The sequence below is a fragment of the Kitasatospora sp. NPDC093806 genome (genome assembly GCF_040683335.1).
Lineage (GTDB): Bacteria > Actinomycetota > Actinomycetes > Streptomycetales > Streptomycetaceae > Kitasatospora.
This window is the reverse complement of sequence record NZ_JBFBDO010000069.1, coordinates 32506-46440: the sequence shown is the minus strand read 5'-3', so window position 1 is coordinate 46440 and position 13935 is coordinate 32506. Positions and strand designations below refer to the sequence as shown.

The following is a 13935-nucleotide window of genomic DNA, read 5'->3' as shown; positions in this document are numbered from 1 at the left end:
GCCGGGGGGCCGGCGGGCGGCCCTCGGGGCGGCGCTGCTGCGGGGCGCGCGCGGTGCGGGCGCCGTCCGGCCGCCCGGGGGATCCGGCTGGCCGACCCGCGTCGCCGGCTGCGGGTGATCACCATCGTGCTCTCGGTGGTGTTCTCGATCTTCGCCGGCCGACTGGTCCAGCTCCAGCTGCTGGACTCCGACGCGCTGGCCGCCGACGCCAACACCAACCGCTACCTGAACATCCCGATCACCGCCGAACGCGGCTCGATAACGTCCTCCGACGGGGTCTCGCTGGCCACCACCGTCGACGCCTACGACATCACCGCCGACCCGGCGATGTTCACCCCCGAGGCCACCGGCCTCCCCGACGCCCCCGAGCAGGCCGCCGCCCTGCTGGCGCCGATCCTCGGCCTGCCCAAGGAGCGGCTCGCCGCCGACCTGCACACCCCCAAGACCCGCTACAAGCGGCTCGCCGCCCAGCAGACCCCGGACGTCAAGAACCAGATCAGCGACCTCAAATCCAGCCTGGAGAAGCAGGCCGGCTCGCGCGGCTGCCAGGCCCAGAAGCGGCTGCTCAACAAGCCCGCCGAGGAGGGCGGCCGGACCCGGGTCGACAACGAGTGCGTCAACCCGCTGGCCGGCGTCTTCAACCGGGACACCCAGAAGCGGGTCTACCCCTCTGACGGGCTGGCCGCCAACCTGGTCGGCTTCGTCAACGCCGAGGGCGAGGGCGCCGGCGGGCTGGAGCAGCAGTTCCAGAAGCAGCTGGCCGGCAAGGACGGGCGCAGCAGCTACGCCCAGTCCGGCGGCCGGCTGGTGCCCACCGCCGGCGGCTCGCTGGAGCCCGCCGTGCCCGGCACCGACCTGCGGCTGACCCTCAACCGGGACATCCAGTGGGCCGCCCAGCGGGCGATCACCGACCAGGTCGCCAACGCCGGGGCGGAGAAGGGCTACGTGATCGTCCAGGACGTGAAGAACGGGCAGGTGCTGGCGATGGCCACCTCGCCCGGCTTCAACCCGAACGACCTGAGCACCGCGAAGAACTCGCAGCTCGGCAACGCCGCGCTGCAGGACGCCTACGAGCCCGGCTCCACCGCCAAGCTGATGACCATGGCCGCCGTGCTGGACACCGGCAAGGCCACCTGGGACACCAAGGTGACGGTGCCGTACCCGCTGGTCCGCGGCGACGTGGCGTTCAAGGACGACGTCTGGCACGACACCTGGTACCTGACGCTGGCCGGTGTGCTCGCCAAGTCGTCCAACATCGGCACCATCGAGGCCGCCCAGACCCTCGGCGCCACCCAGCCCGAGGCCAACCAGGTGCTGTACGACTACCTGCGCCGCTTCGGCATCGGCCAGCAGACCGGTCTGGGCTTCCCCGGCGAGACCGCCGGCCTGCTCGACAAGCCGGAGGACTGGAAGGCGTCCAAGCAGTACACCATCCCGTTCGGCCAGGGCCTGTCGGTCAACGCGCTGCAGGCGACCTCGGTGTTCTCCACCATCGCCAACGGCGGGGTCCGGGTGGCGCCGAGCGTCGTCCAGGGCACCACCTCGCCGGACGGCAAGTACACCCCGGCCGCGCCGGGCGCGCAGTCCCGGGTGGTCGGCGAGCAGACCGCCAAGACCCTCACCGAGATGCTGGAGTCGGTCGTCTCCGACGAGCAGGGGACCGGCGGCAAGGCCGCGATCCCCGGCTACCGGGTGGCCGGGAAGACCGGCACCGCCAACCGGGTGGACCCGAAGAACGGCGGCTACCGCGGCTACACCGCCTCCTTCATCGGTTTCGCGCCCGCCGACGCGCCCCGGGTCACCGTCTCCTGCGTGATCCAGGACCCGGTCAACGGCCACTTCGGCGGCCAGCTGTGCGGCCCGGTGTTCAAGCAGGTGATGGAGTTCACCCTCAAGACCCTCCAGGTGCCGCCGAGCGGCAGCGAGGCGCCCAACCTGCCCGTCGAGTGGAAGCCGTGAGCAGAGATGAGCAACGACCGGGCGGGTGCGGCCGCCGGTACGGAAAAGGCCCGGTTTGGCCCTGGGCACCCTTCGGCGGATAGCCTCTCCGCCGTGCCGAAACCCGATCAAATCACCGTGAGCCCGCCCCGCCCCGCGCGGACCGGCGCCCGGCCGCTCGCCGAGCTCGCCCGTCTGCTGGGACTCGACCCCGTCGAGGGGCCCGAGGTCACCGGCGTCACCCACAACGCCCGCGAGGTCCGCCCCGGCGACCTCTACGTGGCGTTCCCGGGCGCCAACCACCACGGCGCGTCCTTCGCCGGCCAGGCCGCCGAGGCCGGCGCCGTCGCGGTGCTCACCGACCCGGCCGGCGCCGAGCTGGCGGCCGGCACCGGCCTGCCGCTGCTGGTCGTCGACCGGCCGCGGGCCCGGATGGGCGAGGTGTCCGCCGCGGTCTACGACCGGCCGTCCGAGCGGCTGCTGATGATCGGGCTGACCGGCACCAACGGCAAGACCACCACCTCCTACCTGGTCGAGGGCGGCCTGCGCGGCGCCGGGCGCCACCCGGGTGTGATCGGCACCGTCGAGATGCGGGTCGGCACCGAGCGGATCAAGAGCGAGCGGACCACCCCCGAGGCCACCGACCTGCACGCGATCCTCGCCGTGATGGGCGAGCGGGGCGCGGACGCGGTGACCATGGAGGTCTCCAGCCACGCGCTGGTCTACGGCCGCACCGACGGCGTGGTCTACGACGTCGCGCTGTTCAACAACCTCACCCCCGAGCACCTCGACTTCCACCCGGACATGGAGGACTACTTCCAGGCGAAGGCCCGGCTCTTCCAGCCCGGCAAGTCCCGCGCCGGGGTGGCCAACCTGGACGACCAGTACGGCCGCCGGCTCGCCGCCGAGGCGAAGATCCCGGTCGTCACCTTCTCCGCCACCGGCGCCCCCGAGGCGGACTGGCGCGCGGTGGACGTCCAGCTCGGCCCGGTCGGCTCGACCTTCCGGGTGCTCGGCCCGGACGGCGCCGAGGCGGACGCCTCCGTCCCGCTGCCCGGTCCGTTCAACGTCGCCAACGCGCTGGCCGCGATCGTCCTGCTCGCCACCGCCGGCCTGCCGCTGGACCGGGCCGTGGCCGGCGTCGCGGCCGTCCCCGGCGTGCCCGGCCGGCTGGAGCGGGTGGACGCCGGACAGCCGTTCGTCGCGGTGGTCGACTACGCGCACAAGCCGGACGCCCTGGAGGCCGTCCTCGGCTCGCTGCGCGAGGTCACCAAGGGCCGGCTGCACGTGGTGATCGGCTGCGGCGGCGACCGCGACCCGCACAAGCGCGCCCCGATGGGCGGCATCGCCGCCCGGCTCGCCGACACCGCCCTGCTGACCAGCGACAACCCGCGCAGCGAGGACCCGCTGGCGATCCTCGCCAGCATGCTGACCGGCGCCGCCGCGGTGCCCGAGGCCGGGCGCGGCGCCGTCCTGGTGGTGCCCGACCGCGCCGAGGCGATCCGCCTGGCGGTCGCCCGCGCCCAGGCCGGCGACACCGTGCTGGTGGCCGGCAAGGGCCACGAGCTCGGCCAGTACGTACGAGACGAGATCCGCCCCTTCGACGACCGGGAGGTGCTGCGCGAATCCATCGTGCGGACCACGGCCGCCCGGGGCACCGGAGGAGTAGAGCAGCCGTGATCGCACTGACCCTCGCCGAGGTGGCCGCCGCAGTCGGGGGCACCCTGGCCGACGCCGACCCCGACGCCCTGGTGACCGCCCCGGTCGAGGTCGACTCCCGCAAGGTCCGCCCGGGCGGCCTGTTCGCGGCCTTCGTCGGCGAGCACGTGGACGGCCACGACTACGCGGCCACCGCGGTCGCGGCCGGCGCCGTCGCGGTGCTGGCCTCCCGCCCGGTCGGCGGGCCCACCGTCCTGGTCGACAGCGTGGTGGACGCGCTCGGCAAGCTGGCCCGCGCCGTCGTCGGCCGGGCCGACGCCACCGTGGTCGCGCTCACCGGCTCGGCCGGCAAGACCAGCACCAAGGACCTGATCGCCCAGCTGCTGCAGCGCCTCGGCGACACCGTCTACCCGCCCGGCTCGCTCAACAACGAGATCGGCCACCCGATGACCGCCCTGCGGGTCGAGGACGCCACCCGGCACCTGGTGCTGGAGATGGGCGCCCGGCACAAGGGCGACATCGAGTACCTCACCTCGATCACCCCGCCCCGGATCGGCCTGGTGCTGAACGTCGGCACCGCGCACGTCGGCGAGTTCGGCTCGCAGGAGGCGATCGCCGAGGCCAAGGGCGAGCTCGTCGAGGCGCTGCCGGCCGACGGCGCGGCGATCCTCAACGCCGACGACCGCCTGGTGCGCGCCATGGCCGCGCGGACCAGGGCGAAGGTCGTGCTGTTCGGGGAGTCCCCGGACGCCGAGGTCCGGGCACAGGATGTTCGCCTGGACTCCACCGGACGTCCATCGTTCACGCTGACCACCCCGGCCGGTTCCGCACGGGTGCAGCTGCGCCTGTACGGTGAGCACCACGTCTCGAACGCCCTCGCCGCCGCCGCGGTGGCGATGGAGCTCGGGATGACCGTCGACGACACCGCCGAAGCGCTGAGCGAGGCGGGTGCGCTGTCCCGCTGGCGCATGGAGGTCGTCGACCGGGCCGATGGTGTCACCGTCGTCAACGACGCCTACAACGCGAACCCCGATTCGATGCGGGCCGCGCTGCGGGCGCTGGTCTCGATGGGGGGACGGGGCCCGGAGCGCCGCCGCACCTGGGCGGTGCTCGGCGAGATGCGGGAGCTCGGCGAGGACAGCCTGGCCGAGCACGACGCCATCGGGCGGCTCGCCGTCCGGCTGGACGTCACCAAGCTGGTGGCGGTCGGCGGACGCGAGGCGGCCTGCATGGAACTGGGCGCGAGGAACGAAGGTTCGTGGGGTGAGGAGTCGGTGCTGGTGTCCGACGCGGACGCGGCGGTCGAACTGCTGCGCAGTCAGCTGCGGCCGGGGGATGTGGTGCTGGTGAAGGCCTCCCGCTCGGTGGGGTTGGAGAAGGTGGCCGAGGCCCTCCTCGCGGACGGTGCGGCCGAGTAATGAAGCAGATCCTCTTCTCCGGCATGATCGGCCTGATCCTGTCGCTGGCCGGTACCCCGGCCCTGATCAAGCTGCTCGCCCGACAGGGCTACGGCCAGTACATCCGGGACGACGGCCCGAAGGCGCACCACAGTAAGAAGGGCACGCCCACCATGGGCGGCATCGCCTTCATCCTGGCGACCCTGATCGCCTACTTCGCGACCAAGGCGATAACGGGCGAGAGCCCGACCGCCTCGGGGCTGCTGGTGCTGTTCCTGACGACCGGTCTGGGCCTGGTCGGCTTCCTCGACGACTACATCAAGGTCGTCAAGCGCCGCTCGCTGGGCCTGCGGGCCAAGGCCAAGCTGGCCGGCCAGTCCATCGTCGGCCTGGCCTTCGCCGTGCTGGCCCTGCAGTTCCCGGACAGCGCGAACCGCCGCCCGGCCTCCGAGCACCTGTCCTTCGTCCGGGACTTCGAGTGGGCGATCGGCCCGGTGCTGTTCGTCATCTTCGCGTACTTCCTGATCGCCGCGACCTCGAACGGCGTGAACCTGACGGACGGTCTGGACGGCCTGGCCACCGGTGCCTCGGTGATGGCGTTCGGCGCCTACACCTTCATCGGCGTCTGGGAGTACGGCCAGAGCTGCGCCTACGTCGCCTCGGCGACCGCCAACTGCTACGACGTCCGCGACCCGCTGGACCTCGCGGTCGTCGCGGCCGCCCTGATGGGCTCCTGCTTCGGCTTCCTCTGGTGGAACACCTCGCCCGCCAAGATCTTCATGGGCGACACCGGCTCGCTGGCCCTCGGTGGCGCGCTGGCCGGTCTGGCGATCTGCTCGCGCACCGAGATCCTGCTGGTCCTGCTCGGCGGCCTGTTCGTGATCATCACCCTGTCGGTGATCATCCAGGTCGGCTCGTTCCGGATGACCGGCAAGCGCGTCTTCAAGATGGCACCGCTGCAGCACCACTTCGAACTCAAGGGCTGGAGCGAGGTCCTGGTCGTGGTCCGGTTCTGGATCATCCAGGGGCTCTGCGTGGCCGTCGGCCTCGGCCTCTTCTACGCGGGATGGGTGACCGGATGACCGGCTCCGAAGCGAACACCCCGGACTGGGCCGGGCTCCCGGTCACCGTCGCCGGGCTCGGCGTGTCCGGGATCAGCGCGGCCCGCGTGCTGCACGGCCTCGGCGCCCGGGTCACCGTCGTCGACGGCGGCTCCGGCGAGGGCCTCAAGGCCCGCGCCGCCGAGCTGGAGGCGCAGGGCGTCACCGTCCGCCTCGGCGACGGCGCGACCCTGCCCGAGGGCACCCGGCTGGTCGTCACCTCGCCCGGCTGGCCGCCGAGCAGCCCGCTGTTCGCCGCCGCCGACGCGGCCGGCGTCCCGGTCTGGGGCGACGTCGAACTGGCCTGGCACCTGCGCAAGCCGCTGCCGGCCACCGGCGAGCCCGCCCCCTGGCTGGCCGTCACCGGCACCAACGGCAAGACCACCACCGTGCAGATGCTCGCCTCGATCCTCACCGCCGCCGGCAAGCGCACCGCCGCCGTCGGCAACGTCGGCGTCTCGGTGCTGGACGCGGTGCTCGCCGAGGAGCCGTACGACGTGCTCGCCGTCGAGCTCTCCAGCTACCAGCTGCACTGGGCGCCCTCGCTGCGCCCGTACTCGGCGGCCGTCCTCAACCTGGCGCCCGACCACCTCGACTGGCACGGCTCGATGGAGGCGTACGCCGCCGACAAGGGCCGGATCTACGAGGGCAACGTCGTCGCCTGCGTGTACAACCTGGCCGACCCGGCCACCGAGGCGCTGGTCCGCGAGGCCGACGTCGAGGAGGGCTGCCGGGCGGTCGGCTTCGGCCTCGGCTCGCCCGGCCCGTCGAACTTCGGCGTGGTCGACGGCCTGCTGGTGGACCGCGCGTTCGTCGCCGACCGGGCGAAGAACGCCGCCGAGCTGGGCTCCGTCGAGGACGTCAACCCGCCGGCCCCGCACAACATCACCAACGCGCTGGCCGCCGCCGCGCTGGCCCGCGCGTACGGCGTGGAGCCGAAGGCCGTCCGGGAGGGCCTGCGCGCCTTCCGGCCGGACGCCCACCGGATCGCCGAGGTCGCGGTGGTCGACGGGGTCACCTACGTGGACGACTCCAAGGCCACCAACACGCACGCCGCGGCGGCCTCGCTGGCCGCGTTCCGGCCGATCGTCTGGATCGCCGGCGGCCTGGCCAAGGGCGCGACCTTCGACGACCTGGTCCAGGGCGCGGCCGAGCGGCTGCGCGGCGTCGTGCTGATCGGCGAGGACCGCGCGCTGGTCCGGGAGGCGCTGCTGCGACACGCGCCGGATGTCCCGGTGATCGAGGCGGCCGAGGGCCAGACTGGCGCGGTGGCGATGACCGAGGTGGTCCGCGCGGCCGCCTCCCTCGCCCGAACGGGTGACACGGTGCTGCTGGCCCCGGCCTGCGCCTCGATGGACATGTTCACCAACTACGGCGAGCGCGGCGACCTCTTCGCGGCCTCCGTCCGGGAGCTGGCGGACAAGTAGCAGGGCCCACGGGCCTGGGAGCAGGGAGAGCGGGACGGGTGGGCGGCGGTCAGGGCAGGGTGGGCGGTTCCAACGCGCCGGCGAAGGGGACGGCCGAACCCCTGCGGGTGATCTCGGCCACCACCACCGCCTACAAGTCGGCCGGTCCGGTGGCCCGGGTGCAGGCCTTCCGGGCCCGCGTCCGGTACGCCCTGGACCGGCCGCTCACGCCCTACCTGCTGGTCGCCGGGACGGCGCTGCTGCTGGTGGCGCTCGGACTGATGATGGTCTTCTCGGCCTCGCAGATCCTGGCGCTGGGGCAGCACCGCTCGACCCAGTTCTACTTCTACAAGCAGCTGCTCGCGGTGCTGCTCGGCGGCGCGCTGCTGATCGGCTTCGCGCTGGTCCCGGTGGCCGTGCTGCGGGTGATCGTCTACCCGGTGATGCTCGCGGTGATCGGCGCCCTGGTGCTGGTCGCCATCCCCGGCGTCGGCATGGAGGTCAACGGCAACCGGAACTGGCTGGATTTCGGCGTGTTCCAGTTCCAGCCGTCCGAGTTCGCCAAGCTCGCCCTGGTGCTCTGGGGCGCCGACCTGCTGGCCCGCAAGCAGAAGAACGGCACCCTGGACCAGTGGAAGCACCTGCTGGTCCCGCTGGTGCCGGGCGCGCTGCTGCTGCTCGCGCTGATCATGCTCGGCGGCGACATGGGCACCGCGATGATCCTGGTCGCGATGCTCTTCGGCCTGCTCTGGATGGTCGGCGCGCCGCTGCGGCTGTTCATCGCCACCCTCGGCGTGGCCGTGGTGGTCTGCACCGCCCTGGTGGTCACCGTCCCGCACCGGGCCGAGCGGCTCTCCTGCATCGGCGTCACCAAGCTCGACCCGGCGGGCGCCTGCTTCCAGGCGCTGCACGGGGTCTACTCGTTCGGCCTCGGCGGTCTGTTCGGCTCCGGGCTCGGCGCCGGCGTGGAGAAGTGGGGCCAGCTCCCGGAGGCGCACACCGACTTCATCTTCGCCACGACCGGTGAGGAACTCGGTCTGGTGGGGACGCTGTCGGTGATCGGTCTCTTCGCGGCACTAGGCTACGCGGGTATCCGTGTGGCCATCGGCACGAAGGATCCCTTCGTCAGGTACGCCGCGGGAGCCGCCACCACCTGGCTCATGGCGCAGGCCGTGATCAACCTGGGGTCGGCGCTGGGACTGCTGCCCATCGCGGGCGTCCCGCTCCCGCTGTTCTCCTACGGCGGTTCCGCCATGCTGTCGGCCATGTCCGCGATCGGGGTGCTGCTCTGCCTGGCACGCAGCAGCTCGGGCGCGAAGGCGGCCCTGGCCGCCCGGAGCAAGAACTCCCGGATCAGGAAGCAGCTGGCCCGGGTGCTGCCACGACGACGAACCACAGCGCGCCCGGCCCCCGTGCCGGCACGCAGGGAGCGGTGAATTTCGGTGCATGTCGTACTCGCCGGCGGGGGGACCGCCGGCCACATCGAGCCGGCCATGGCCCTCGCGGACGCCCTCCGCAGGCATGACCCGTCCATCGGGATCACCGCCCTCGGTACCGAGCGCGGCCTGGAGACCCGGCTGGTGCCCGAGCGCGGCTACCAGCTGGAGCTGATCCCGGCCGTCCCGCTGCCCCGCAAGCCCACCCCCGAGCTGATCACCGTCCCGGGCCGGCTGCGCGGCACGGTCCGGGCCGCCCAGGAGATCATCGAGCGGGTCAACGCGGACGCCGTGGTCGGCTTCGGCGGCTACGTCGCGATGCCCGCCTACCTGGCCGCCAAGCGCGCCGGGGTGCCGATCGTGGTGCACGAGGCCAACGCCCGGCCCGGCCTGGCCAACAAGATCGGCGCCCGGTACAGCGACTTCGTCGCCGTCTCCACGCCGGACAGCAAGCTGCGCGACTCCCGGTACATCGGCATCCCGCTGCGCCGGACCATCGCGACCCTGGACCGGAACGCGGCCCGCCCGGAGGCGCGGCACTACTTCGGCCTCGACCAGCGGCTGCCCACCCTGCTGGTGACCGGCGGCTCGCAGGGCGCCCGCCGGCTCAACGAGACGATCACCGCGATCGCCCCCCGGCTCCAGCAGTACGGGGTGCAGATCCTGCACGCGGTCGGCCCGAAGAACGAGCTGCCCCAGGTGGACGACATCCCCGGGATGCCGCCGTACCGCGCGGTGTCGTACCTGGACCGGATGGATCTCGCGTACGCGGCCGCCGACCTCATGCTCTGCCGGGCCGGTGCCATGACGGTGGCCGAGCTGGCCGCGGTCGGCCTGCCCGCCGCGTTCGTCCCGCTGCCGATCGGCAACGGCGAGCAGCGGCTGAACGCCCAGCCGATGGTCAAGGCCGGCGGCGGCCTGCTGGTCGACGACGCCGAGCTGACCCCGGACTGGGTGCTGCAGAACGTGCTGCCGGTGCTCACCGACCCGCAGAAGCTGTGGGACATGAGCCGGGCCGCCGCCGAGTTCGGCCGCCGGGACGCCGACGAGCTCCTGGTCGGCATGGTCTACGAGGCCATCGAGGCCGCTCGGGGCGGCCGCCGTCGTGGCTGACGCCCGGCTCGCCGATCCCCTCGACGAGGAGTTCGAAGCCGAGGAGCACGCTCCTCGGCTTCGGCTCTCCCGGCGCGGGGTGCTGGTGCTGGGCGTGTTGGTCACCGTGCTGCTCGGCGCGCTGTCCTGGCTGGTCTTCCTCTCCTCGGTGCTGGACGTGCGCAGCGTCGCGGTGCAGGGGGCGCAGGACGAGAAGCTGACGGCCGACGAGGTGCGGGCGGCGATCGGTACGGTCGGGTCGGGCCCGCTGGCCCGGGTGGACCTGGACGAGGCCCGGCAGCGGGTGGAGGCGATCCCCCGGGTGGCCGGGGCCGAGGTCTGGCGGGGGTGGCCGCACACCCTGCGGGTGAAGGTCACCCAGCGCACGGCGGTCGCCGCCGTCAAGGGCGAGGACGGCCGGTTCACCCAGGTCGACGCGGGCGGCGTGAGCTTCGCCACCGAGCCGGCCGCCCCGGCCGGGGTGCCGGTGGTGGAGCTGAGGCTCAGCCAGCAGGCCCGGGACGCCGAGTCGGTGATCGGCCGGGCGCAGCTGGTGCAGGGCGCGGTGGCGGTGGCCGCGGCGCTGCCGGCCGAGGTCCAGCAGCGGGCCGGGGCGGTGCTCGTGCATTCGTACGACGACATCCAGCTACAGCTCAGCGGGGGCGCCACGGTGCGTTGGGGGAGCCCGGAGCAGACGGACCGAAAGGCCCGGGTGCTGGTGGCGCTGCTGAATCAGAAGGGTACGAACTTCGATGTGAGTGCGCCGGAGGCGCCGGCGGTGTCCGGATGATCCGGTAGGTTCTGTACCCGAGGGCGGGCTTGACGCGGTTTCGCGTCGGGCCGACCCTTGGTGGTCACCCCGGTTTCATCAGCCGGACGATGATCACATAGGCTCAAAAGAAAAAGGGAAGCTCGGCGTGTTCGTTGAAACGCGTGGCCGGAGCCACCTAGTGTCCTGTGTCACCAGACTGTGTTCCCTGGTGATGTGACAGAGGCACAGCACTAACCCTAAAGGTCAAGTTTAGGGTTGGGGTCGGCGGTCGGCATTTCGGACATTGCGTCAGAAACCAGGCTCCCTACCCATCGACATCCGTCGGTCCGTCCCATGCCGGGCATCGGGCCGACCCGGAAATTCGAGGCGAGAGGCCTTCGACGTGGCAGCACCGCAGAACTACCTCGCAGTCATCAAGGTCGTCGGTATCGGCGGCGGTGGTGTCAACGCCATCAACCGGATGATCGAGGTCGGTCTCAAGGGCGTCGAGTTCATCGCGATCAACACCGATGCGCAGGCCCTCCTCATGAGCGACGCCGACGTCAAGCTCGATGTGGGCCGTGAACTCACCCGGGGCCTCGGCGCCGGCGCCAACCCCGAGGTCGGCCGCAAGGCCGCCGAGGACCACCGCGAGGAGATCGAGGAGGTCCTCAAGGGGGCCGACATGGTCTTCGTCACCGCCGGCGAGGGCGGCGGCACCGGCACGGGCGGCGCGCCGGTGGTCGCCAACATCGCCCGCTCGCTGGGCGCGCTCACCATCGGCGTGGTCACCCGCCCCTTCACCTTCGAGGGCCGGCGGCGCGCCAACCAGGCCGAGGACGGCATCGCGTCCCTGCGCGAAGAGGTCGACACCCTCATCGTCATCCCGAACGACCGGCTGCTGTCCATCTCGGACCGCCAGGTCAGCGTGCTGGACGCGTTCCGCTCCGCCGACCAGGTGCTGCTCTCCGGTGTCCAGGGCATCACCGATCTGATCACCACCCCGGGTCTGATCAACCTCGACTTCGCCGACGTCAAGTCCGTCATGTCGGACGCCGGCTCGGCGCTCATGGGCATCGGCTCGGCCCGCGGCGAGGACCGCGCCAAGGCCGCCGCGGTGATGGCGATCTCCTCGCCGCTGCTGGAGGCCTCGATCGACGGCGCCCGCGGCGTGCTGCTCTCCATCTCCGGCGGCTCCGACCTCGGCCTGTTCGAGATCAACGAGTCCGCCCAGCTGGTCAGCGAGGCGGCGCACCCCGAGGCCAACATCATCTTCGGTGCCGTCATCGACGACGCCCTCGGCGACGAGGTCCGGGTCACCGTCATCGCGGCCGGCTTCGACGGCGGTCAGCCGCCGGCGATCGTCCGCGACCCGGTGGTCAAGGCCAGCGCCTCCCCGGCCACCCCGCCGGCCTCCTCGGCGAGCACCCCGGAGCGTCCGTCCGGCCGGCCCGCGTACGGCGGCATCGGCTCGGTGACCTCCCGCCCGGACGCCGAGACCACCTCGCCGTCCCGCCCGGCCGAGGCCCCGGCCACCGCGACCGCGGCCCCGGTGCCGCCGCAGGTGCAGCCGGTCCGCCAGCCGTTCGTGGAGAGCCCGGCCGAGGAACTCGACGTCCCGGACTTCCTTAAGTGATCGATCGCTCGGTACGCGATGGTGCTCACTTCGCCTTCACCACCCGGTGGGGCGGGGTGAGCACTTCGCCGTACGGGGAGCTGAACCTCGGCGGCGCGGTCGGGGACGACCCGGCGGCGGTCCGGGAGAACCGGGCGATCGCCGCCCGCACGCTCGGCCTCGACCCGGCCGACGTGGTCTGGATGAACCAGGTGCACGGCGCCGACGTCGCCGTGGTGACCGAGCGCCAGCCCGCCGGGCAGGCCCCGACCGTGGACGCGGTGGTCACCGACCGCCCGCTCGCGCTCGCGGTGCTCACCGCCGACTGCACCCCGGTCCTGCTGGCCGACCCGGTGGCGGGGGTGGTCGGCGCCGCCCACGCGGGCCGGCCCGGCCTCGCGGCCGGGGTGGTCCCGGCGGTGGTCGAGGCGATGGTGCGACTGGGCGCCGAGCCCGGCCGGATCACCGCCGCCACCGGCCCCGCCGTCTGCGGCCGCTGCTACGAGGTGCCCGCGCCGCTGCGCGCCGAGGTCGCCGAGCGGGTGCCCGCCGCCTACGCGCAGACCTCCTGGGGGACCCCCGCCCTGGACGTACCGGAGGGAGTGGCGGCCCAGTTGGCCGCTGTCGGAGTCACCGAGTTGGTGCGATCATCTGTCTGCACCCTCGAATCCGCCGATCACTACTCCTACCGCCGCGAGCAGCGCACGGGCCGGCTCGCGAGCTACGTCTGGTTGGGCTCTGAACTGTGATGACGAACGACATCTACGGACCGTTCCCGGGGAGCGTCCGGTTCCTGGACGGACTGACCGAGGGGCAGCGGGCCCGGTACGAGGAACTGGGCACCAACCTGGAGGTCGTCGAGCGGCGCATCGCCGACGCGTGCGCCGCCGCCGGGCGGGCGCGCGCCGAGGTGAAGCTGGTCGTGGTCACCAAGACCTACCCCGCCGAGGACACCGCGCTGCTGGCCGCGCTGGGCGTGACCGACGTCGCGGAGAACCGCGACCAGGACGCCGCCCCCAAGGCGGAGCAGTGCAGAAACCTTCCGCTGGACTGGCACTTCGTCGGCCAGCTGCAGACCAACAAGGTCCGCTCGGTGGTCCGCTACGCCAACCACGTCCACTCGGTGGACCGGCCGCGGCTGGCCCAGTCGCTCGGCGCGGCGGTGCTCAAGGCCGAACGCCCCGAGCTGGGCTGTCTGGTGCAGGTCGCGCTGGACAAGGAGCACGGCGAGGGCGAGCACCGGGCCGGCGTCGCCCCGGCGGACGTCGCCGCGCTGGCCGACGCCATCGCCGACACGCCCGGGCTGCGCCTGGACGGTGTGATGACGGTCGCTCCGCTCGCCGGGCCGCTGGCCGGCGACCCGGTACGCGCCTTCGATCGGCTGGCGGAAATCGCAACCGCCGTACGGGCGGCCCATCCGGCTGCCACCATGGTCTCCGCAGGGATGAGTGGTGATCTGGAGCAGGCCGTTGCCGCCGGGGCGACACACGTGCGCGTCGGAACGGCGGTACTCGGAGTGCGGTCACCCCTCGGGTAACGTC

General features: G+C 72.8%; 11 protein-coding genes. All 11 read left to right on the top strand.

Features of this window, described 5'->3' with window-relative positions; all coding sequences use genetic code 11:
- On the top strand, nucleotides 1-1959 hold a 1959-nt coding region (locus tag AB0N76_RS26940), incomplete at its 5' end, for a penicillin-binding protein 2 (protein WP_363561214.1).
- 93 nt (nucleotides 1960-2052) lie between these two features.
- Nucleotides 2053-3618 carry a UDP-N-acetylmuramoyl-L-alanyl-D-glutamate--2,6-diaminopimelate ligase gene (locus AB0N76_RS26935; protein WP_363561212.1) on the top strand — a complete coding sequence of 522 codons (1566 nt, stop codon included), beginning with the start codon at nucleotides 2053-2055 and terminating at the stop codon, nucleotides 3616-3618.
- Entirely contained in the window at nucleotides 3615-5015 is a 1401-nt protein-coding gene (gene murF / locus AB0N76_RS26930) for a UDP-N-acetylmuramoyl-tripeptide--D-alanyl-D-alanine ligase (RefSeq protein ID WP_363561210.1), read from the top strand. Before AB0N76_RS26935 ends, murF begins: the two co-directional genes overlap by 4 nt.
- The gene (mraY, locus tag AB0N76_RS26925) at nucleotides 5015-6076 is read left to right on the top strand and encodes a phospho-N-acetylmuramoyl-pentapeptide-transferase (RefSeq protein WP_363561208.1); all 1062 of its coding nucleotides are present in this window, start codon (nucleotides 5015-5017) and stop codon (nucleotides 6074-6076) included. The genes murF and mraY overlap by 1 nt, the downstream gene beginning before the upstream one ends.
- Nucleotides 6073-7521, top strand: coding sequence for a UDP-N-acetylmuramoyl-L-alanine--D-glutamate ligase (gene murD, locus AB0N76_RS26920; protein ID WP_363561206.1), 1449 nt, complete (start codon nucleotides 6073-6075; stop codon nucleotides 7519-7521). The genes mraY and murD overlap by 4 nt, the downstream gene beginning before the upstream one ends.
- A 149-nt stretch (nucleotides 7522-7670) precedes the next feature.
- A complete protein-coding gene (ftsW, locus tag AB0N76_RS26915; RefSeq protein WP_363561220.1) occupies nucleotides 7671-8936 on the top strand; it encodes a putative lipid II flippase FtsW in 1266 nt (421 codons plus the stop codon).
- Nucleotides 8937-8942: 6 nt separating this feature from the next.
- Complete coding sequence (gene murG, locus AB0N76_RS26910) at nucleotides 8943-10049, top strand: undecaprenyldiphospho-muramoylpentapeptide beta-N-acetylglucosaminyltransferase (RefSeq protein ID WP_363561204.1); 1107 nt, start codon at nucleotides 8943-8945, stop codon at nucleotides 10047-10049.
- Nucleotides 10042-10818: an FtsQ-type POTRA domain-containing protein gene (locus AB0N76_RS26905; RefSeq protein WP_363561202.1), complete on the top strand. Its 777-nt coding sequence runs from the start codon at nucleotides 10042-10044 to the stop codon at nucleotides 10816-10818. Before murG ends, AB0N76_RS26905 begins: the two co-directional genes overlap by 8 nt.
- Before the next feature lie 364 nt (nucleotides 10819-11182).
- A complete protein-coding gene (gene ftsZ, locus AB0N76_RS26900; RefSeq protein ID WP_363561200.1) occupies nucleotides 11183-12415 on the top strand; it encodes a cell division protein FtsZ in 1233 nt (410 codons plus the stop codon).
- Nucleotides 12412-13143 carry a peptidoglycan editing factor PgeF gene (pgeF, locus tag AB0N76_RS26895; RefSeq protein WP_363561198.1) on the top strand — a complete coding sequence of 244 codons (732 nt, stop codon included), beginning with the start codon at nucleotides 12412-12414 and terminating at the stop codon, nucleotides 13141-13143. Before ftsZ ends, pgeF begins: the two co-directional genes overlap by 4 nt.
- Nucleotides 13143-13931 (top strand): YggS family pyridoxal phosphate-dependent enzyme, encoded by a 789-nt coding sequence (locus AB0N76_RS26890; RefSeq protein ID WP_363561196.1) that lies wholly within the window; start codon nucleotides 13143-13145, stop codon nucleotides 13929-13931. Before pgeF ends, AB0N76_RS26890 begins: the two co-directional genes overlap by 1 nt.
- The last annotated feature ends 4 nt before the right edge of the window (nucleotides 13932-13935 follow it).

What these genes read in the sequence shown, in the direction of transcription:
- mraY (WP_363561208.1), top strand. Translation starts at nt 5,015, where the DNA reads ATGAAGCAGATCCTCTTCTCCGGCATGATCGGCCTGATCCTGTCGCTG.
- murD (WP_363561206.1), top strand. Translation starts at nt 6,073, where the DNA reads ATGACCGGCTCCGAAGCGAACACCCCGGACTGGGCCGGGCTCCCGGTC.
- AB0N76_RS26890 (WP_363561196.1), top strand. Translation starts at nt 13,143, where the DNA reads ATGACGAACGACATCTACGGACCGTTCCCGGGGAGCGTCCGGTTCCTG.